Here is an 18,041-nt window from a genome sequence, read left to right on the forward strand (position 1 = left end):
GATTATGCCGTAGCGTCGCGCAACTCCTCGAAGCGCGCGGCGCTCTTCGACAGGTGGCTTCGGATGGCGCGGCGCGCGGCGGGCTCGTCGCGGTCGCGGATTGCCGCGAATATGGCATGGTGTTCCCTGCGCATGCGCGCCGCATGGCGCTTGCGCTCGGCTGATGTCATCTTGTCCAAGCGCGCCCACTGCCGCGGCACCATGATGTTGCCGAACGTGTCGAAGAGGCGGCCGTAATAGGAGTTCTGTGTCGCGACCAGAATGGACCTGTGGAAGGCGTAATCCTCCTGCGCGCCGTATCCGCCCTCTTCGAGCGCCTTGTCGAGGGCATCGAGACGATCCTGCATGCGGTCGATATCCTCCTGCGTGCGCCGCAGCGCGGCAAGGCCGGCGGCTTCGTATTCGATCCCCATGCGCAGCTCCAGCACGCGCAGAACCTCGTCGATCGACTGCAGGTCGTTCGGAATGATCGAGAAGGATCTCGGTGTCGGATCGTTCGAGACGAAAGCCCCAAGGCCTTGCCGTGTGGTGATCAACCCCTTTGCACGCAGGGCGGCAAGCGCTTCGCGAACGATCGTCCGGCTGACGCCGGTCGCCGTCATGATCGCCTGTTCGGTCGGCAGGCGCTGGCCGGGCTTCAGGTCGCCGGACTCGATTTGCGCCGTCAACATATCGGCAAGGTTGCTGCGCAGGTTCGGCGCCTGCTGAATGGTATTGAAGACCGCGTTGTCCTTATCTGCCATCCTGTTTCGAAATCCTGGTGTCGAGGCGGCTGCGCCGACCCCGTTTCCTGTTCGCATTCCGCATCTACGCCGATACGGTGGGCAGCAGCCCTAGCGCATAACCCCGAAAACCGGAATCAATTTTCGGGGTTATGCGGAGAGTCGAAGCGATAGAGCATCCTTAGCCCGCCTGAAAAGAGGCACGGCGTGAGACCGATCAGCGCGCCAGCCAACCGCCATCGACGGGCAGCACCGTTCCATGCACGTAGTCGGACGCCGACGATGCCAGGAATACGGCCGCACCGCCGAGTTCGGACGGCGTTCCCCAGCGCCCGGCCGGGATGCGGGCAAGGATGGCGGCATTGCGGTCGGCATCCTCGCGCAGCGCCGTGGTGTTGTTGGTCACGAAATAGCCCGGGGCAATGGCGTTGACGTTGACGCCCTTGCCGGCCCATTCGCAGGCCAGCAGCTTGGTCAGGCCGGCGAGGCCACTTTTCGAGGCGGTATAGGACGGGATCCGGATGCCGCCCTGGAAGGAGAGCAGCGAGGCGATGTTGATGATCTTACCCCTGCCCTTGTCGACCATGTGGCGGCCGGCGGCCTGCGACAGGAAGAAGGCAGTCTTCAGGTTGACGTCGATCACCGCGTCCCAGTCTTCCTCGGTGAAGTCGAGCGCATCGGCGCGGCGGATGATGCCGGCATTGTTGACGAGGATGTCGAGGCCGCCGAAGGTCTGGATGGTCTCAGTGACGATCCCCTTCACCGGTTCGATGCTGGCAAGATCGGCCTTGACGACATGAAAGCGGCTTCCCGCTTCCTTCACCAGCGCCTCGGTTTCGTCCATTGAGGAGCGTCCGACGGCGACGATCGACGCACCGGCCGCTGCCAGTGCGGCCGCGATGGCCTGGCCGAGCCCTGTATTGGCGCCGGTGACGACGGCAACCCGGCCGGAAAGGTCGAAGGGATTTGCCACGACGCTCACCTCAGATCCGCAATGGCGATATGGTCCATGTCGGTAAAGCTCTTATTGTCGCCGGCCATCGCCCAGATGAAGCTGTAATTCTTGGTGCCGGCGCCCGAATGGATCGACCAGGGCGGCGAGATGACCGCTTGTTCGTTGGCGACAAGCATATGCCGGGTCTGCTGCGGCTCGCCCATGAAGTGGAACACACGCTGTTCCGCTTCGAGATCGAAATAGAGATAGGCTTCCATGCGGCGGTCATGCGTATGGGCCGGCATGGTGTTCCAGACGCTGCCCGGTTCGATCATGGTGAAGCCCAGGGTGAGTTGGCAGGATTGGCAGACTTCCGGGTGGATGAACTGGTAGATCGACCGCTTGTTGGCTGTGGCGGCTTCGCCCGGCGTCAGGTGACGGGCCTTTTCGCGGGTGAGCAACACGGTTGGATGGGCTTGATGCGCTGGCGTCGAGACCAGATAGAACTTTGCCGGATTGGCAGCATCCGCGCTCTCGAAGCTGACGTCCTTGGCACCCTTGCCGACATACAGGCAATCATATTTGGCAAGATCGTAATTCGTGCCGTCGACGATGATGCGGCCGGCACCACCGATGTTCAGGGCGCCGAGTTCACGTTCGGCAAGGAAGGTTTCCTGTCCGATCGCCGTCGGCGCCGTCAGCGTCAGCCCGGAGCCGAGCGGCGTCGCGCCGCCGATTACCATTCGGTCGTAATGCGAATATGTGAGCCGGATCTCGCCGCTCGCGAAAACGGTTTCCACCAGAAAGTGACGCCGCAGCGTCTCCGTGTCGAAATCACGCACGGCCTCCGGATGGGAGGCGTGCCTCACGTCGATCTGCATGTCAATTTTCCTTCCGCTTCATTGTCGCCAGGGGTCGTCGCTATTGCGGAAGCCGGTCTTGTCCGGCCTGTTCCGCTGCGGCGGTATCCATCCGGTTACATAGTTGTACGACAAGTTTGGTGTCAACAGGTTTGTCGGCGCTCGCTTGAGGAGACGCAAGGCCCGCAAGAGCACGAAAGAAAATCTGGGAATAGACAGGAGAATTTGCGGAGATGATGACGCCATCATCAAGCGATGATCGCAAGCGGCCGCTTCGGCACGGGCCGGTATTTTCTTGGGCCAAAACGAAAAAGCCTGCCGCGGGAGGAGGTGCGGCAGGCTTTCGAAAAAAACCGAACGACAGCTGGGAGGAGGAGTGCTGTCATTCCACAGACGACCCTGGGAGGAGGATGGGGCGCCTGTATATCGAAGGGACGCGGGAGGAGGTGCATCGCTTCGATAGAAATAATCATACTTATTTCTTGCTCAGTTGATAGGCATTTCTTTGCAATGCAGCTATGCGCTATGCGAAAAGCGGGCGGCTTGATCACCCTGCTCCATCCGCCGGACGCACAAAAGCAAAGCGCCCGCTCGGGAGGAAGCAGGCGCTGGCATAGTCTCGAAGATGCTTGGTCTAATTTGCCGTTAGCGGGCGATGGCCGCGCGGGCGACGTTGCGGATTTCGCTGCGGCCGATGCCGAGGTCGTCCAGTTCGCGTGCGGACATACGACCCAGTTCAGCGACCGTCTGACGGTACTTGCGCCAGTTATTGAAAGAGCGTGCTACGTTCATGATGATCCCCTTTCGTGGGCTTTCGAAGCTCAGCTGCCAGTCCTTGGCGCTTCGTTCGCTTCGATGAGTTGTATATAATATGAGACCTCTGACTATTACAGCGCCAATGCATCACTGCACCTATGCAGCAATTGCATGGATCGTCATATCTGGTAGCGATTTCCCGATCAGGATCCGAACCGCTTCGCGGTCAGAGTTTGAAACGATCGAAGGCCGTCAGCCGCACGATCGGCGGCTCCGCTTCTTTCCACCGGTAAATTTCCGAACGCAGATAGGAAAGCTCGTCGCCGAGATCCTCTTCGCCGACTTCTATCCACCAGGACTTCAGACGGCCGTCGCTGCCGTCAGACCAGCGATAACCCCTCGCTTTCAGGTGGTCCTTCATCTCGAACGGGCTGTGTTCGGCAAAGATGCGGATGCGCGAGCGCTGGCTGGCGCGGTAGAGCTCGGTGAACGGGCTTTCACCGTCGCGCTGCTCTCGATCGAGGATTTCCAGGAGCGCGTGGCAGTCGTCCACGGCGCGATGGCCTTCATGGAAATACCCGGCCTGGCCGACGAGATAGCCGAGTTTCGTGCCCTCGAAGCCGCGGGCGCTCCAGTCGATCTCCGAAACCGAGCATGCCCAGGCCTTGCCGGCGAAAATCGTCGAGAAGGCCTCGCAGAACGGCCGGTCGAACCCGGCATTGCGGGCAATAATTAGATCCGCCGGTTCGATCAGCGCTCTCAGAGATTGGATATCGATGAGCTGTCCTTCGACCATCGCATCGGTGATACCCGTCAGCCGGGTGACCTCGGGCGGGATCGGTCGGGACGGCTGTTGCAGGCCGCCATAAATGCTGATGATATCGCCGATTGCCCCGTCATCGTTGAACGTGAAGGCGACGGCGCCGATTTCGATGATCTCGTCGCTGCGGTGGTTGAGACCTGTGGTCTCCGTATCGAGAATGACGCCGAGCTGTGAAAACCCGGGCCGCCTGACTGACGCAACCGGCCGTGCGGCCAGCTTTCTCAAGATGCGATAGTTGCCGCTCTCTTCCAGCGTCCGCGCCATGTCTTCATCAGAGTAGGCGGTCGGTTGGGAAGGTTGCCGGCGCACTGGACCGCGCACCTTGGCAATCGCGGGCGATGCCTTGGCAAACATGTCGAGTTGCGAATCTCTGTGCACGCTCATCGACTCTATATGTCACGGAGACGCGATTTAATCCATCGCACGACAGCGCCGCGCGTCTTTTCGCGAGCCACAAAGGACGCGGTAGCCCTTAGTATTATGCAGTCGCCAGGCGCGGCGGCGTATGAACGCCTGCCGTTTTGTCCGGCGGGAAGCTCAGCCGGCAGACCGCCCCGGGATTGCGGTTGTCGATCGTCACCTCGCCGCCGTGCATGCGCAGGATGTCACGAACGAGATTGAGGCCGAGTCCGGCGCCGCGTCCGTCGTGATGGCGCTTGAAGAAGGGCTCGAATATCCGATCCCGCATATCGGCGGGAATGCCCGGTCCCTCGTCGCTGACCTCGATCCAGTTGCAGCCGGCGGTCAGCGCGATGATGCCTTTCCTGCCGCCGTGGTTGATCGCGTTCTGCAGGATGTTCATCAGGGCGCGTTGCAGGGCCAGAGGATCGCCGTCGATCTGGCCGGCGCCGTCGACATCGAACTGCACCGTATAGCCGGCGGCAAAGGCCAGCGGCGCCATTTCGATGATGACCTTCCTCGCCAGTTGGCCGAGATCGACCTTGGTGAATTGGACCTTGCCCTGCTTCAGTCGCTGAAGATCGAGCATCTGCTCGGTGAGAACGGCGAGCCTTGCGGCATCTTCCAACAGGTCGGTCTTGATCGAACTGTGCGGCAGGGATCCAATTCTCGTATTCAGAATGGCGATCGGCGTGCGCAGCTCATGGGCGGCGTCGGTCAGAAACCGTTCCTGCCGCTCGTAACCCTCGTCGAGACGGCCGAGCGCACGGTTGACGGCGCGCACCAGCGGCGCGATCTCTTCGGGAATATCGTTGGCCGAAAGCCGGCCGCCGCGCTGGTCGATATCGATCGTATCGGCCTCGAGCGCGGCCTGGTCGATCCCAACCAGCGACCTTCGCACGACGAGTGGCGTTGCGATCAGCGCACCCAACGCCATCACGGCGACGACGGGGATGACAAGCTTCGCAAGGATCAGCGAAACGCCGTACAGCATGAAGGTGAGCGAGTTGGGGCCGTCGGTGCCCGTCAGAAACTGCACCTGTCCACCGTCCGTCGCAATCCACTTCATTCGGACAGCCGGACGGTCGCGGTCGCCGAGATTCGAGCCGAACCTCGCCTGGCCGACATGATCGAGCGTATTGCCGATGGTGGCATATTCTTCCGGAATCCGGCCCTCGGTCAAAACATGTCCCTGCATGTCGCGAATGGTGTACCAGAGATCGGGCGCATCTTTCCGCAGCTGTCGCAGATCCTGCGTTTCCCTCAGGCTCAACTCTCCGGTGGGCTGGCGGAAGACGGCCTGGCGCAGGATCTCGATCGTGCCCTCCGTCGACCTGTAGTCGAATATTTTCCCGACCGAAATCAGCACGATCATCACCAGGATGAGCACGACCGACTGTACGGCAAGAAGCCGCCAGAACAGTCGCTTGTGCAGCGAATAGGAGCATCGTTTGCTCATGATGCTTCACGCAGGAGATAACCCACGCCCCGGATAACGTTGATGACCACGCCCGCTTGCGACGCTGCCAGCTTGCGCCGCAGCCGCGATATATGGGAATCGAGCGCGTTCGACTGGATTTCGTCGTCGAATCCGAAGACCGCCTCCATCAAGGCCGGCCGCGGCACCATGCGACCGGCCCGGCGCACCAGGCATTCGAGCACCAGCGCCTCCCGGCGTGGCATTTCCAGACGCTGGCCGCAGACGATGATGTCGCAATAGGTCGGATCGAACGAAAGCCGGCCGATCGAGATAAGCGCCGGGCGCAAGGTTTCTGAGCGGCGCATGACGGCACGCAGCCGCGCCAGAAGTTCGTCGAAGACGAAGGGTTTGGCGAGGTAATCGTCGGCGCCGGTCTCAAGGCCGGTGATCTTGTCTGGAACCTCTCCCTTGGCGGTGATGACGATGATTGGCAGCGTCAGCCCCCTATTTCGGATCTTCGGAATGAGTTCAAGGCCGTCGCCGTCGGGCAGTTGCCGATCCAGGAGGACGGCGTCGTAGGCGCCGTCGCCGATCACCAGCTCGGCGTCGCATAGGGTCGAAACATGATCCATCACCATGTCGTGCCTGGTGAGCGCGCCCCGCAGCGCCACGGCCATTTGAGGTTCGTCCTCGATCAATAATATGCGCATCTCACATTCCTATCGGGGGCCGTCGATCCACAGGAGGTGACCATATCACCTCAGCGAGGCCCGCAGCAGCGGTTGCGCATCGAATTCAAGATCGCCGCCTCGTAGCAAAGGATCCTATCCATCATCATGCACGGTGCTGCTCGATCAGGGCCATTGGCTGGTACCTGCGGCTGATGCGATAGACCGCAGCCGGCGGGATATTGCGCAGGGTCCAACCGATCCTCTTCGAGACGAGACCGAGGGAGTCGAGGATTTCGATGGGCACCGGGCATTTTGGGCCGTAGGTGAATTGATAGAAGGCACCATGCGGCCTGAGGTTGGAAAAGCAGCCCGCGAGCAGCGCCCGCACATCGTCCGGCCGCATGGCAAGAAGCGGAAGCCCGCTGACGACGCCGCCGAAGAAACTTCTGGAAAGCGCCGTCTTCCACATCTCTCGCACGTCCAGCTGCAGCACCCTGGCATCGGGAAAACGGTCTTGAAGCATCGTGGCGATATCCCGTTCGTATTCGATTAGAGTCAGATCGCGCTCTGCAATGCCGCGTTCCAAAAGGGCCGAGCTGAAAACGCCGGTGCCCGGGCCGAGTTCGAGAACCGGCCCGGTTAGCGCAGAAATTTCCTTGGTCATCAGGCCCGCAAGGCGGGGGCCCGATGGCGTGATCGAGGTGATGCGCAGCGGCGCGCGCAGCCAGGCAAGAAGAAAGCGTCGTCGATCGAAACGTGGCATTGGACCTTCACAGTGGCGGATTGATCCCACCCATGAACCGGCTCAACATTGCAACAGTCTGTCATGTCGCATTCACTGTGACGCAGACGCTGATTTTTATGCCTGAGACGCCACCTTCCGCTGTGCTGTTCTGAGCCCATTCCGATCGATCCAGCTTTTGATTTCGGCGGCAATCGCCTCGGGCTGGTCCTCGGGGGCAATGTGGCGCGCTGGCCCGCAGCCCCTGATTTCCAGGCCGGCGATGGTGTCGCGGCACCACGAAATCATCTCGCTACCGATCAACAGCGTTTCGGCAGGCCCGTCGAAGGTCAGCAGCAGCTTGGGAGTTTGAGGACTGGCGGAAAGCCAGCGGTCATAACTCTCGATCCTGGCGACGACATCGGCCGGCTCGCCGTTGATCGGCATGGCGCGCGGCCATTCCAGCAGCGGGCGCCGGCTGTCGCGGTCCGGATAGGGGGCGCGGTAGACGTCCCAATCGGCATCGCTGAGCCCTTTCAGCGTGGTCGCGCGCAAGGCCTGTTCGATGAAGAAATTTTCGTCGAGGACCTTGGCCTCGCCGGTTCCCGTACCCCGCAACAGTTCATAACGCGCTTTTCCGCCGCCTGGCAGATCCTCCCAGCTCATCGGCCGCAGGATGGTTTCCATGAAGGCGATGCCGCGCACCCGTTCGGCGTGGCGTGAAGCCCAGTCGAATGCCAGCGCGCCGCCCCAGTCGTGGCCGACGAGCACGACGTCGTCGAGGTCAAGCGCATCGAACCAGGCGTCGAGATAGGCGATGTGATCGCCATAGCGATAGCCGATATCGGGTTTGCCGGATCGTCCCATGCCGATGAGATCGGGCGCCAGGCAGCGGCCGGGCCCGATAACGGGCATGATGTTCCGCCAGAGATGCGATGAGGTGGGATTGCCGTGCAGGAAGACGATCGGGTCGCCCTCCCCCAGTTCCTCGTAGGAGATGAACGAGGTGAGAATATCGATGGTCGGCATATGGAGCTCCGCGCTTTCGTGCTATATAGGCAGGCGACTGTCCATTTATCATATAGACAGTTACCTGTCTATATTGTTGCGCGGGGTTTCATGTCGTCTTCTTCCCTTGGCCTGTTGTTGCGTCTGGTCCATCAGCATTGGACGCAGGCCGTCGAAGCGGCACTCGATGAGGCAGGCTACGGCGATATCCGCCCACCGCATGCCAACGTTTTCACTTTCGCGCGGCCCGAGGGCATCCAGGTCAGCGAGCTGACCAAGCTCGCCCGTGTGCGTAAGCAGACGATGACGCAGGCTGTCGAAGAACTCGAGCGCCTGGGTTATGTCGAGCGCCGGCCAGATCCGAACGATCGGCGCGGCCGGCTGGTGTTTCTGACGGAAAAAGGCCAGGGGGTCAGGCCGATAGCGATGGCGGCGGGCCGGAGCGTCGATGAAAGCTGGGCTGCCTTGACCAGCCAGCAGCAGATGGACGATTTGCGGACAGCACTCCGGCGGCTGCTGGAGCAGCTGCAATAGCGAAGCGGGGCTGGCTTGAGACGACGACCCTTTCCACTTAACCGTCGCACGACCGAAGGAAAATTCATGCCGGGTGACAACAGCAAGGGCGCCGAAGAGGATGTCGTCATCATCGGCGCCGGTGCCGCCGGCATCGCCGCCGCCCGTCGCCTGCAGGCAATCCGCCCGGATCTTTCCATCCTCCTGCTTGAAGCCGGCGATCGTCTCGGCGGGCGCGCCTGGACGGTCGGACTGCCTGACGCCGATGTCGCGCTCGATCTCGGCTGCGGCTGGCTGCATGGCGCGCGGACCAATGCCTGGACTGCGATCGCCGGCGAGGTCGGACTGACGGTCGACCGTACGCCGGCACCCTGGAACGATGGCGGACGGCGGCTTCAGCGGGATGGCGCGGAGGCGCATGCCGCAAGGAATGCGATCGGCGCCTATTTCGAGCGCCTCGAGAGCCATGAGGGGAATGACGCAGCCATGGCCGAAATGCTCGAGCCCGGCAACCCCTGGAATGGCCAGATCCGGGCGATCGGCACCTATATCACCGGTGCCGAACTGGAGCGGTCGTCGGTCGTCGATTACAACAGATACGATCCCGGCCCCGGCCCTGACTGGCGGGTACGCGAGGGCTATGGAACGCTGGTCTCGCTTTACGGCAAGCCGGTTCGGGCAAAGCTCGGCACCGCGGTGACGCGCATCGACCATCGTCATGCCGGCCGCATCGGCATCGAGACGAGCCAGGGTGTGCTGAGTGCCCGCGCGGTGGTGGTGACCGTTTCAACGAATGTGCTTGCCGCCGGCAAGATCGCCTTCGACCCGCCTTTGCCGGAGAAGATCGAGGCCGCAGCCCGTTTGCCCCTAGGGCTCGCCGACAAGCTCTTCCTGAGGCTCGCAAATCAGCAGGCGCTGCCGGCGGATACGCATATGCTCGGCTCCACCGGTCGCGGCGCAACCGGCACCTATCAGCTCCGGCCGTTCGGCGCGCCCGTCGTCGAGGCCTATTTCGCCGGTGACCTCGCGCATGATCTGGAGGGGCAAGGCAGAGAGGCCGCCTTCTCCTTCGCCGGAGATGAACTGGCGGCACATTTTGGCGCGGATATCCGCAAGGAGCTGTCGGTGGCGGCAATGTCGGCCTGGGCCGCAGCGCCCCATATCGGCGGCTCCTATTCCTATGCCGAACCCGGCGCCTCCGATCTGCGCGGCCGTCTCGCCGCGCCGCATGACGAGCGGATCTTCTTTGCCGGCGAGGCCTGTTCGAAGTCGCGTTATTCGACGGCGCACGGCGCCTACGAGACCGGCGTCGCCGCAGCCGATCTGATCGCCGGCTCGTTTTCGCAAAATCCGTGATCCTCGCCGGCCGCGACGGCAGGAATATTTTTTTCTCACTTGTCGCGCGGGCGGGATTGGTTATGCTCCCCCCGGCCCCTGTGCTCCCAGCCTGGGGCGCTATACGTCATCCGGCGGCAAGCGGCCGCCTCAAGCACAATATTGTCATTGATTGCAGGAGCCCCGGCTTCTACCCCGACCGTTTGCGTGTCGGCTGCGGGTATCCGCATGAGGAGGAAGAAATGGACTATCGCAAGCTCGGTCCCAGCGGGACCGTCGTCACCGCCTATTGCCTCGGCACCATGACCTTCGGCGCGGAGGCCGACGAGGCCGCCTCGCACAAGCTGCTCGACGATTATTTCGCCTGGGGCGGCAATTTCATCGATACCGCCGATGTCTACAGCGCCGGCAAATCGGAAGAGATCATCGGAGGCTGGCTGAAGGCGCGCCCGACCGAGGCCCGCCAGGCGATCGTCGCCACCAAGGGGCGCTTTCCGATGGGCAACGGACCCAACGATATCGGCTTGTCGCGCCGGCATCTCGGCCAGGCGCTCGACGATTCGCTCCGCCGCCTCGGCCTCGAGCAGATCGACCTCTACCAGATGCATGCCTGGGATGCGCTGACGCCGATCGAAGAGACGCTCCGCTTCCTCGACGATGCGGTTTCCTCCGGCAAGATCGGCTATTACGGCTTTTCCAATTATGTCGGCTGGCACATCGCCAAGGCCTCGGAGATCGCCAAGGCGCGGGGTTATACCCGCCCGGTGACGCTGCAGCCGCAATATAACCTGCTGGTGCGCGACATCGAGCTCGAGATCGTCGCAGCCTGCCAGGATGCCGGCATGGGCCTGTTGCCATGGTCGCCGCTCGGCGGCGGCTGGCTGACCGGCAAATACAAGCGCGACGAGATGCCGACGGGCGCCACCCGCCTCGGTGAAAACCCCAATCGCGGCGGTGAATCCTATGCGCCGCGCAATGCGCTGGAGCGAACCTGGGCGATCATCGGCGTCGTCGAGGAAATCGCCAAGGCGCATGGCGGCAGCATGGCGCAGGTAGCGCTCGCCTGGACGGCGGCGCAGCCGGCGATCACCTCAGTCATCCTCGGCGCCCGCACGCCGGAACAGCTCGCCGACAATCTCGGCGCCATGAAACTCAAGCTCTCCGACGACGACATGGCGAGGCTCAATGAGGTGAGCGCGCCTCAGCCACTCGACTACCCCTACGGCAAGGGCGGCATCAACCAGCGCCACCGCAAGATCGAAGGCGGCCGCTGAACCTTCCTTCAGCTCTGATTGAACGAACCCTGTCCGCTTCTCGCCGAAGCGGACAGGATGTCCCAGGTTCAGGATGATCGACCGGCGCCGGCTCGCGTCACGACTGACTGCTGCCTCGGTTTCCTGCAAAAGCGGCCGTCAACCCGAGGCCGATCAGCAAGGCCCCGCTGACATAGCGTTCGGCTGTGAGATAGCGGCGATTGCGCCTCAACCAGTCGCCCGCAGTGCCGGCCGCGAATGCGTAGCTGCCGTCAGTTATGATGCCGAGACAGGTGTAGATCAGACCCAGGAACGCGATCTGCATCGCTGCGTGACCCCGGTCCACCTCGACGAACTGGGGCAGGAAGGCAAGAAAGAAGAGCGCGGTCTTGGGATTGAAGAGATTGACGACGAACCCGTCGCGGAGAAGGCGCGCGTGCCCGAACGCCTTCAAGCCGGTCTCGGTGCCGGGAATCTCGCTTCGGCCGAAAATCTTCTTGAGCCCAAGCCAAATCAGATAGGCAGCGCCTGCATACTTGACCGCGCTGAACGCCAGAGCCGATGAAGCCAGGACTGCCGATAAGCCCAACGCCGCGACGATGACATGTACCAGCGTCGCGGCATGGATGCCGAGAATCGAAACAAAGCCGGCGAGGCGGCCCTGCTCGACCGAGCGGGCAAAGATGTAGAGAACCGCCGGCCCGGGAATCAGAAGCAGGGCCAAGGAAGCGCCGATAAACAACCAGATATTGCCGAGGGTTGGCATGATAATCGCCCCGCTCCTGTTTTCCCGATCGCCTTGCGGGCGCATCGCCGGAGCCAGCCGTCGTCACCGCAAGAGTAGACAGTATTCACATAAGCAAACCCTGCTGTCTTGAACGCTATAAACCTTTCGCATAATCGGCGGGCGTCACGCCCGTCGTCTGTTTGAACAGGCGGGAGAGATGGCTCTGATCGGCGAAGCCGACCATCTCGGCTACTTCGGCCGGCGGCGTGCCCAACCGAAGCAACTGCCGCGCCCGGCTCAGTCGCAATTGCCTCTGATAGGCATGCGGCGGCAGCCCGACAGACGAGCGGAAGGATCGGACGAGATACACGGGATTGAGCCTGACCAGCCGGGCAAGATCGGCAAGGGCGATACGCCTGTCGTAGTTGGCGTCCAGAAATTCGCGAATGGTCGTGACGTGCCGCGGCTCGCTGCCTGCTTCGATCCTTGCGTGCGGCTGCTGCCCGGAGTAAGTGGCCAGCGCCGCGAGCCCGCTCGTCAGCAGCGTCTCGGCTTCAAAAGCGTCATCGTCAGTTTCGAGATATCGATGCGCATTGCCAAGGCTTTGGAAAAGCTCGAGGTCTCCAAGGCATAACAACCGCTCGAACAGCGCTAGGCGCGTCGCCCCCGGGTCGAGCACCGCGTACTGCAAAAACGCAGGCGAAACGAACAGGCAGCGGTAGTTCAACGCCTGTTCTTCGGCCGGCAGGCACATGTGAACGACGCCGGGCGCAAGGACATTGATGTTGCCTGGTTTCAGGGCCACCTGAGGCTGACCATATTGGAACGCCATTGTGCCGCGTTCGTGGAGATGGATTGCGTAAGCGTCGTGGAAGTGCTTCGGAAAGTGATGCTGCGTTCCCGACGCGCGCAGCAATTCAACTCCGGCTAACGCGTCGTTGCGCCAGATTCGAATGCGTCCCGCATCCTGCTTCATCCGCACCATTCGATAGTCTTCCTACAGACCGTTCCCGCCTTCAAGCAATTTCCATGACAATCTTGCCTGCCGCTGGAGTCGTGGACCGAAAAATTTCCGCACCCAGTTCATGGAGGAGGAGCAGGTTAAGCTCACCGTGATGATCAACATCATCAATGGCTGGAATCGCATCGCTGTCGGCTTCGGCCTCTATGTCGACGCGGCCGCCATCAAGGCCGCCAGGGCTTCGGCCGCCTGACGCCACGACCGTCCATGAAAAAGCCGCCATGTTTCCATGGCGGCTTTTCGGCCTTTGTGCTTGGGAGGCGATTCTAGGCCGGAAGCTGGAAGATCACGTTGGCGATCAGGACGATCGCCAGGCCGCCGGCGAGTGCGAGGTAAGGCAGGATGCCGGCTTTCTTGACGCCGAGATCCTGGCCGACGAGGCCGAGATCCTCCATCGCGCCGGCTGGGAATTTGCCGCCGTCGCGCACATAGTGGCGATAGGCGAAGACCGGCAGGATCAGGGCGGCGAAGATGAAGCCGACCCAGAGCGCATTGGAATAACCCCAGACCTTGGCACCGGCGCCGAGAAACAGCGCGTTGACGAAGGCCAGCACGGTGTTGAGGCCGATCAGCCAGGTCGGCGCCTTCCAGGGGCGTTCGATATGACCGGAATCCATCCGGTGGATCCAGCCGGAATTGAGGTTCAGGAAGTTGAAGATGATGTAGCCGACATTGGAGACGGCGAGCACGAAGAAATAGCCACCGACATCCGAGGCGATCGCCAGCAGGAAGAGATTGAAGGCGAAATCGGTCCACATCGCCCGCGTCGGGGCGCCGTGTTCGTTGACGTGGTCGAGATATTTCGGCAGCCAGCCGTCCTTCGAGCCCTGGTAGAGCGTGCGCGAGGAGCCGGCCATCGCCGTCATGATGGCAAGGAAGAGTGCCATGATCATCAATACGACGAGCAACTGGGTGACGACGCGGCCGGCGCCGATGAGGCCGCCGAGCGCTTCGGCAACACCCGTGCCATCGACGATGCCGGGGGCCAGCATGCCTGCATGGCCGAGAACGCCCTGGAAGGCGAACGGCACCAGGAAGAAGAACAGGCAGCAGGCAAGGCCGGAATAGAAGATCGCCTTGAAGGTGTCGGTCTTCGGGTTCTTGAGTTCGCGGGTGTAGCAGACCGCCGTCTCGAAGCCGTAGGTCGACCAGGCGGCGATATAGAGGCCGCCGAGGAAGAGCGTCCAGCCGCCGTTGCTCCAGGTGCCGTCGACAGCGGCATAGGCGGCCGTCGGCGGCACGAGACCGGTGACGTTGGTGGCAAGGATCTGGCCGCTGACGATCGGATAGAGGCCGATGATGAGCAGCGGCACCAACACGATGATTGCCAGCCACTTCTGCACGCTTGCCGTTTCCGAAATGCCGCGATGCTGAATCGCGAAGATGATCAGCATCAGGATGCCGCCGATGAAGAAGGTGGCGTTGATATTGGCGGTGGCAAGGAAGGGAATGCTGAAGCTGAAGAGCGACCAGCTGCGGATCGCTGGCGTCAGGGCAGCGACGCCGTCGGTGCCGAGCAATGCCTTGACGGCGTCATCCGGGGTGGTACCTGCATGGGCTGCAATATATTCGGCGACGCGGGGGCTATCGGCCGTGACGGAAGCGGCATGCGCGGAGATCCAATCGAGGACCATCTGCGAATCCGCCGCTGGAATCGGGTAGAATGCGTTGAGGATGTAACCGGCGGCGATGGCGCAGCCGAGCGACAGCACCGGCGACCAGGCAAACCAGTTGCACCAGACCGACAGTGGCGCGATGAATTTCGAATAGCGCAGCCAGGCGGTGGCGCCATAGACCGAAGCGCCGCCGGACTTATTGGCGAACATGCCGGCGATCTCGGCATAGGTGAAGGATTGCAGGAAACCCATCACCATCGAGATGATCCAGACGACGAAGGCGAGCTTGCCCGTCGTGCCCGCAATGCCGCCGATGGAGAAAAGAACGAGCGGCGGCACGCCCGCAGCCACCCAGAATGCGCCCTTCCAGTCGAGCGCGCGTACAAGCTTACCTTCGGTGCCGGATGCAATCCCGGCCTCCACAATGTCTGTCATCGGTGAAATTCCCCATTCTATTTGTTCCGGACGTATCTTTGTACGTCTCCCTGAACGTGTCTCCCTGACAGTCTCAAGCCCGCCCGGATGATTTTGGCGATCCGCGTTCCCGACGGATTCCCCGAGTCTCAACTCTTTATGCATAGTGAAGATTTTTTCTTTTTAGTCAACTCGACTTTACTTTCGTGGCGCATTTTGTAACCTGTATGGGTGGGTGCCCGAGGGCATGCTGGATCCCCAAGAGGGCGCAATGCGAGAACTTCATCCTGCTATGATTGGCCCGCGACCGGCGGCTCCGAGCCTCGTGCACTATCCCGGCATTCCCACCCTGCCGGAGGGAACCGAGCGCTACAGGGCAAAGGGCGGCGGATCGGTCGTTATGCGCGTCGAGCCGGGCGACCGCGTCAGCGTTATCGACAGCGAGGGCGGACAGGTCTGCGAGATCTCTTTCCTCGATGAAAAAGGGCGCTTCCTGGCGGCCGGCCTCGGAACGGCATTCAGCAATTCGGCCGAAGGTTTGAAGGCCATACTTCAGGCAGAGGATGAGAGTGCTGCCCGCACGCGTGCAGCACTTCAGCGTCGCGGCGCCGATCTGGCCGTGGCCGGCGCGCTCAGCATCTTCGGGGCCGGATCGACGCCTGGCAGCCGGGCGGAATTCACGATCTCCATGAAGGGCCTGCTGATCGTTGCGGCACCCGCTAGCGCCATGTCGCCGGAGGCGCAGGATACGGCGACGCCGATCGAGATCAGGATCAAGCGCAGCCTGCTGATCCGCGATTATGCCTCTGCCCTGCCGGAACCGGCCGCCGATCCCGTCGAGGATATCCGCATCCGGGCGGCGACCGCCGCGGCCTACTTCGTGCGGGCCGGCGAATTCATCCAGATCATCGATGTCTATGGACGCCAGTGCACCGATTTCCAGGCTTTTGCCGCCCGCAAGGTCGACAAGGGTCTCGAGCTCGCGCTCGATTCCACCGTCACCCGCACGCTGCTCGGCCGCAGCTATCCGATGCCGGGCCTGCCCTCCAAGGCCTTCGACCGCGACTTCGAGCCGCTGGTCGAGATCGTGCAGGATACGGTCGGGCGTCACGACGCTTTCGCGACCGCCTGCAATTCGCGCTATTACGACGACATGGGTTATCCCGGCCACGTCAACTGCACGGATAATTTCAACGCGGTGCTGGCGCCCTACGGCATTGCCGGCCGCAAGGGCTGGGAAGCGCTGAACTATTTCTACAACACCAACATCGACCACAACAACCAGCTCTATCTTGACGAGCCCTGGTCGCGCCCCGGCGATTACGTGCTGATGAGGGCACTGACCGACCTCGTCTGCGTCTCCTCGTCCTGCCCTGACGATATCGACGCGGCGAACGGCTGGGATCCGACGGATATCCACGTCCGCACCTTTTCCGGAAAAGAGAAATTCTCACGAGCGGTAGCTTATCGCATGACCCCAGATGCCGACGCCGAACTGACGCGCGAAACCGCCTTCCATCCCCGCCTCTCCACGCTGACGCGGGACTACACCGAATATCGCGGCTACTGGCTGCCGAACCGCTTTTCCAGCGAAGGGCCGGTCGAGGAATATTGGGCCTGCCGCGAGCGCGCCGCCGTCATCGACCTCTCGCCCTTGCGGAAATTCGAGGTGACGGGGCCGGATGCCGAGGAGCTGCTGCAATATTGCCTGACGCGCGACGTGCGCAAGCTGTCGACCGGCCAGGTCGTCTATTCCGCCATGTGCTACGAAAACGGCGGCATGATCGATGACGGCACGCTGTTCCGGCTCGGCGACAAGAACTTCCGCTGGATCGGCGGCGATGATTTCAGCGGCATCTGGCTGCGTCAGCAGGCCGAGAAGAAGGGCTTCAAGGCCTGGGTCCGCTCATCGACCGATCAGATGCACAATATCGCCCTGCAGGGTCCGAAAAGCCGCGATATCCTGAAGGAGATCATCTGGACGGCGCCGCGCCAACCGACGATCGGCGAGCTCGAATGGTTCCGCTTCACCGTCGGCCGCATCGGCGGCTTCGAGGGTGTTCCAATCGTCGTCTCGCGCACGGGTTACACCGGCGAGCTCGGCTACGAGATCTTCTGTCATCCGAAGGATGCGCTGACAGTGTTCGACGCCGTCTGGGAGGCCGGGCAGCCGCACGGGTTGAAGCCGATGGGGCTGGAGGCGCTCGACATGGTCCGCATAGAGGCGGGCCTGATCTTCGCCCATCACGAATTCACCGACCAGACGGACCCATTCGAGGCCGGGATCGGCTTCACGGTGCCGCTGAAATCCAAGCAGGACGATTTCATCGGCCGCGAGGCGCTGATCCGGCGCAAGGAGCATCCGCGCCATCTGCTCGTCGGCCTCGACATCAAGTCCAACGAGGCCGTCGGCCATGGCGATTGCATCCATATCGGCCGGGCGCAGGTCGGCGTTATCACCAGCGCCACGCGCTCGCCGATCCTCGGCAAGACGATCGCGCTCGCCCGCATCGACGTGATGCATGCAAGCCCCGGCACCGAGGTCGAGATCGGCAAGCTCGACGGCCACCAGAAGCGCCTGCCGGCGACGATCGTGCCGCTTTCGCATTACGACCCGCAGAAGACGCGACCGCGCTCGTAACGCCTGCTTTGGGGTCGAGGACGGTGATCGGTTTCTCGTACTGTTGATGAAGCCGCACGTTTTAACGGCGGCACGCAATGCGATAGAGATGCAACCTTATATTGAGTGCATGGCCCTGAAAAACTAAAAGTTGACAAATTTGGGTTGAATGACTATATCTTGGTAGTCGATATTGCTTGTTTGACTTTTGTTATCGCACGCTGGCAA

At 62.1% G+C, this 18,041-nt stretch carries 16 protein-coding genes and 1 pseudogene; 5 read left to right on the forward strand and 12 right to left on the reverse strand.

Going from position 1 to position 18,041, the window contains the following annotated elements; translation table 11 throughout:
* Nucleotides 1–2 precede the first annotated feature (2 nt).
* The 9 genes from AB8B31_RS31160 to AB8B31_RS31200 form a co-directional block, all read right to left on the reverse strand.
* Nucleotides 3–743, reverse strand: a complete 741-nt coding sequence (locus tag AB8B31_RS31160; protein ID WP_018246116.1) for a FadR/GntR family transcriptional regulator — start codon at nucleotides 741–743, stop codon at nucleotides 3–5.
* A 196-nt stretch (nucleotides 744–939) separates the two neighbouring features.
* A complete protein-coding gene (kduD, locus tag AB8B31_RS31165; RefSeq protein WP_018246117.1) occupies nucleotides 940–1,704 on the reverse strand; it encodes a 2-dehydro-3-deoxy-D-gluconate 5-dehydrogenase KduD in 765 nt (254 codons plus the stop codon).
* Entirely contained in the window at nucleotides 1,701–2,537 is an 837-nt protein-coding gene (gene kduI, locus AB8B31_RS31170; protein ID WP_018246118.1) for a 5-dehydro-4-deoxy-D-glucuronate isomerase, read from the reverse strand. The genes kduD and kduI overlap by 4 nt, the downstream gene beginning before the upstream one ends.
* A 624-nt stretch (nucleotides 2,538–3,161) precedes the next feature.
* On the reverse strand, nucleotides 3,162–3,308 hold the full coding sequence (locus AB8B31_RS31175) for a DUF1127 domain-containing protein (protein WP_003548073.1): 147 nt from the start codon (nucleotides 3,306–3,308) through the stop codon (nucleotides 3,162–3,164).
* 190 nt (nucleotides 3,309–3,498) lie between these two features.
* Nucleotides 3,499–4,479 (reverse strand): 3'-5' exonuclease, encoded by a 981-nt coding sequence (locus AB8B31_RS31180; RefSeq protein ID WP_018246119.1) that lies wholly within the window; start codon nucleotides 4,477–4,479, stop codon nucleotides 3,499–3,501.
* A 94-nt stretch (nucleotides 4,480–4,573) separates the two neighbouring features.
* Nucleotides 4,574–5,953: a sensor histidine kinase gene (locus AB8B31_RS31185; protein WP_018246120.1), complete on the reverse strand. Its 1,380-nt coding sequence runs from the start codon at nucleotides 5,951–5,953 to the stop codon at nucleotides 4,574–4,576.
* Nucleotides 5,950–6,624 (reverse strand): response regulator transcription factor, encoded by a 675-nt coding sequence (locus tag AB8B31_RS31190; RefSeq protein WP_018246121.1) that lies wholly within the window; start codon nucleotides 6,622–6,624, stop codon nucleotides 5,950–5,952. The genes AB8B31_RS31185 and AB8B31_RS31190 overlap by 4 nt, the downstream gene beginning before the upstream one ends.
* A gap of 124 nt (nucleotides 6,625–6,748) precedes the next feature.
* The gene (locus tag AB8B31_RS31195) at nucleotides 6,749–7,348 is read right to left on the reverse strand and encodes a class I SAM-dependent methyltransferase (RefSeq protein ID WP_018246122.1); all 600 of its coding nucleotides are present in this window, start codon (nucleotides 7,346–7,348) and stop codon (nucleotides 6,749–6,751) included.
* 96 nt (nucleotides 7,349–7,444) lie between these two features.
* Complete coding sequence (locus AB8B31_RS31200; protein WP_018246123.1) at nucleotides 7,445–8,335, reverse strand: haloalkane dehalogenase; 891 nt, start codon at nucleotides 8,333–8,335, stop codon at nucleotides 7,445–7,447.
* Here AB8B31_RS31200 and AB8B31_RS31205 point away from each other — a divergent pair, their 5' ends adjacent.
* The 3 genes from AB8B31_RS31205 (at nucleotide 8,336) to AB8B31_RS31215 (ending at nucleotide 11,436) form a co-directional block, all read left to right on the forward strand.
* Entirely contained in the window at nucleotides 8,336–8,848 is a 513-nt protein-coding gene (locus AB8B31_RS31205) for a MarR family winged helix-turn-helix transcriptional regulator (protein ID WP_018246124.1), read from the forward strand.
* A gap of 66 nt (nucleotides 8,849–8,914) precedes the next feature.
* Nucleotides 8,915–10,183, forward strand: a complete 1,269-nt coding sequence (locus tag AB8B31_RS31210; RefSeq protein WP_018246125.1) for a flavin monoamine oxidase family protein — start codon at nucleotides 8,915–8,917, stop codon at nucleotides 10,181–10,183.
* A 221-nt stretch (nucleotides 10,184–10,404) separates the two neighbouring features.
* Entirely contained in the window at nucleotides 10,405–11,436 is a 1,032-nt protein-coding gene (locus AB8B31_RS31215; RefSeq protein ID WP_018246126.1) for an aldo/keto reductase, read from the forward strand.
* Between the two features lie 97 nt (nucleotides 11,437–11,533).
* On the opposite strand, the gene AB8B31_RS31220 is transcribed toward AB8B31_RS31215, so the two are convergent.
* Both AB8B31_RS31220 and AB8B31_RS31225 read right to left on the reverse strand, forming a co-directional pair.
* Nucleotides 11,534–12,181: a LysE family translocator gene (locus AB8B31_RS31220; protein ID WP_018246127.1), complete on the reverse strand. Its 648-nt coding sequence runs from the start codon at nucleotides 12,179–12,181 to the stop codon at nucleotides 11,534–11,536.
* Nucleotides 12,182–12,296: 115 nt separating this feature from the next.
* Entirely contained in the window at nucleotides 12,297–13,127 is an 831-nt protein-coding gene (locus AB8B31_RS31225; protein WP_018246128.1) for a helix-turn-helix transcriptional regulator, read from the reverse strand.
* Between the two features lie 88 nt (nucleotides 13,128–13,215).
* On the opposite strand from AB8B31_RS31225, the pseudogene AB8B31_RS31230 reads away from it, so the two are divergent.
* Nucleotides 13,216–13,356 (forward strand): annotated as a pseudogene (locus AB8B31_RS31230) (carboxymuconolactone decarboxylase family protein); the annotation flags it as partial.
* A gap of 73 nt (nucleotides 13,357–13,429) precedes the next feature.
* Here the strand turns inward: AB8B31_RS31230 and AB8B31_RS31235 are convergent.
* Nucleotides 13,430–15,214, reverse strand: coding sequence for an APC family permease (locus AB8B31_RS31235; RefSeq protein ID WP_018246130.1), 1,785 nt, complete (start codon nucleotides 15,212–15,214; stop codon nucleotides 13,430–13,432).
* 250 nt (nucleotides 15,215–15,464) lie between these two features.
* Between AB8B31_RS31235 and AB8B31_RS31240 the strand changes: the two genes are divergently transcribed.
* Nucleotides 15,465–17,834 carry a DUF1989 domain-containing protein gene (locus tag AB8B31_RS31240; protein ID WP_018246131.1) on the forward strand — a complete coding sequence of 790 codons (2,370 nt, stop codon included), beginning with the start codon at nucleotides 15,465–15,467 and terminating at the stop codon, nucleotides 17,832–17,834.
* Nucleotides 17,835–18,041: the final 207 nt, after the last annotated feature.

Origin of the sequence: Rhizobium sp. 62_C5_N11_2, from assembly GCF_051811185.1 — a bacterium.
Lineage (GTDB): Bacteria > Pseudomonadota > Alphaproteobacteria > Rhizobiales > Rhizobiaceae > Rhizobium > Rhizobium leguminosarum.

What these genes read in the sequence shown, in the direction of transcription:
- AB8B31_RS31160 (WP_018246116.1), bottom strand. Translation starts at nt 743, where the DNA reads ATGGCAGATAAGGACAACGCGGTCTTCAATACCATTCAGCAGGCGCCG.
- AB8B31_RS31215 (WP_018246126.1), top strand. Translation starts at nt 10,405, where the DNA reads ATGGACTATCGCAAGCTCGGTCCCAGCGGGACCGTCGTCACCGCCTAT.
- AB8B31_RS31195 (WP_018246122.1), bottom strand. Translation starts at nt 7,348, where the DNA reads ATGCCACGTTTCGATCGACGACGCTTTCTTCTTGCCTGGCTGCGCGCG.
- AB8B31_RS31175 (WP_003548073.1), bottom strand. Translation starts at nt 3,308, where the DNA reads ATGAACGTAGCACGCTCTTTCAATAACTGGCGCAAGTACCGTCAGACG.
- AB8B31_RS31210 (WP_018246125.1), top strand. Translation starts at nt 8,915, where the DNA reads ATGCCGGGTGACAACAGCAAGGGCGCCGAAGAGGATGTCGTCATCATC.
- AB8B31_RS31205 (WP_018246124.1), top strand. Translation starts at nt 8,336, where the DNA reads ATGGAGCTCCGCGCTTTCGTGCTATATAGGCAGGCGACTGTCCATTTA.
- AB8B31_RS31240 (WP_018246131.1), top strand. Translation starts at nt 15,465, where the DNA reads ATGCGAGAACTTCATCCTGCTATGATTGGCCCGCGACCGGCGGCTCCG.
- AB8B31_RS31225 (WP_018246128.1), bottom strand. Translation starts at nt 13,127, where the DNA reads ATGGTGCGGATGAAGCAGGATGCGGGACGCATTCGAATCTGGCGCAAC.
- kduI (WP_018246118.1), bottom strand. Translation starts at nt 2,537, where the DNA reads ATGCAGATCGACGTGAGGCACGCCTCCCATCCGGAGGCCGTGCGTGAT.
- AB8B31_RS31200 (WP_018246123.1), bottom strand. Translation starts at nt 8,335, where the DNA reads ATGCCGACCATCGATATTCTCACCTCGTTCATCTCCTACGAGGAACTG.
- AB8B31_RS31190 (WP_018246121.1), bottom strand. Translation starts at nt 6,624, where the DNA reads ATGCGCATATTATTGATCGAGGACGAACCTCAAATGGCCGTGGCGCTG.
- AB8B31_RS31220 (WP_018246127.1), bottom strand. Translation starts at nt 12,181, where the DNA reads ATGCCAACCCTCGGCAATATCTGGTTGTTTATCGGCGCTTCCTTGGCC.
- AB8B31_RS31185 (WP_018246120.1), bottom strand. Translation starts at nt 5,953, where the DNA reads ATGAGCAAACGATGCTCCTATTCGCTGCACAAGCGACTGTTCTGGCGG.
- AB8B31_RS31180 (WP_018246119.1), bottom strand. Translation starts at nt 4,479, where the DNA reads ATGAGCGTGCACAGAGATTCGCAACTCGACATGTTTGCCAAGGCATCG.
- AB8B31_RS31235 (WP_018246130.1), bottom strand. Translation starts at nt 15,214, where the DNA reads ATGACAGACATTGTGGAGGCCGGGATTGCATCCGGCACCGAAGGTAAG.